Origin of the sequence: Prevotella sp. P3-122, from assembly GCF_002251365.1 — a bacterium.
Taxonomy (GTDB): Bacteria; Bacteroidota; Bacteroidia; order Bacteroidales; family Bacteroidaceae; genus Prevotella.
Genome location: NZ_NPJH01000051.1, coordinates 1 through 956, shown reverse-complemented (window position 1 = coordinate 956; position 956 = coordinate 1). Strand labels below are relative to the sequence as shown.

The 956-nt window shown below is 45.6% G+C and carries 1 pseudogene; it reads left to right on the top strand.

From position 1 onward, the window contains the following. Positions 1 to 645: 645 nt before the first annotated feature. Positions 646 to 956 (top strand): annotated as a pseudogene (locus tag CIL02_RS09480) (group II intron reverse transcriptase/maturase); the annotation flags it as partial.

Here is a 956-nt window from a genome sequence, read left to right as displayed (position 1 = left end):
ATATTGATGAACTTTTTGTTTTCTGACAATCATATTTTTTATGCGAACTTCTCATTGCAGATGTCTGCCTTTAACAGATATATTCAACAAGAAGTTCGCATAAAATGGAAGTTCGCATAACACACCTTATGCGAATGTTCTCATAAGGTGTGGGAGGTCGGTAAATGTGAAAGTAGGAGGCAAATGCCTTTCTATGATTAGCATTTACCTCCTACCCGATTGTACGCTCGGCATGAGCATTGTCTAACGGGTGCAAGTCCCGAGTGAGCCCTAATAGCGGGAATCGCATAGCCCAAGGCAAGGGGGGCCATCGCGAGGTGGAATCTGAAGGAAGCCGTCGGCAAACATCTGGTCTAACGAACAGAAACTTCATATAAGGCATATGACCGTGGGTAAGGTTGCACAACAAACCAAAGCCCTATAGCTATTCGGAACGGTCGGTGTAAATGAAGTAGGCATAAGATGGAAAGACAATGCCCTTATCCGAGGAGGTCTCACGGACATGGTGATTAGTTGCTTATACGAAAGCCATGGAGTAAAGCTTGCCGTGAGAAGTCAGCAGACGTCATAGTAGTGGAGTAATCGGTAACGCTCCATGAAGGGCTGAACCTAACAATTAAGCGATTAGTAATTGAAAGTTACCTTATGAAAGAACGAATGCAGAAAACATCAGCCCTTGCTAATGACTGCCCCCAAAGAGATAGGACGGAATCCGAAAGGTATGGGGGAGTGCAGACTTTCATGTGGATGACCGAAGACAACATCGTGGAAGTTCCATTCGACAAGGAGCACGTATTGGAAGTAATCCTCAGCCCCGACAACCTCAACAAAGCCTACTTGGCAGTATTGAGGAACAAGGGATGTGGCGGTATCGACAAGATGTCATGTGAGCAGCTGCTTCCATGGCTCAAGGCTAATAAGGATGAACTGATACGCTCCTTGCTTGACGGTACATA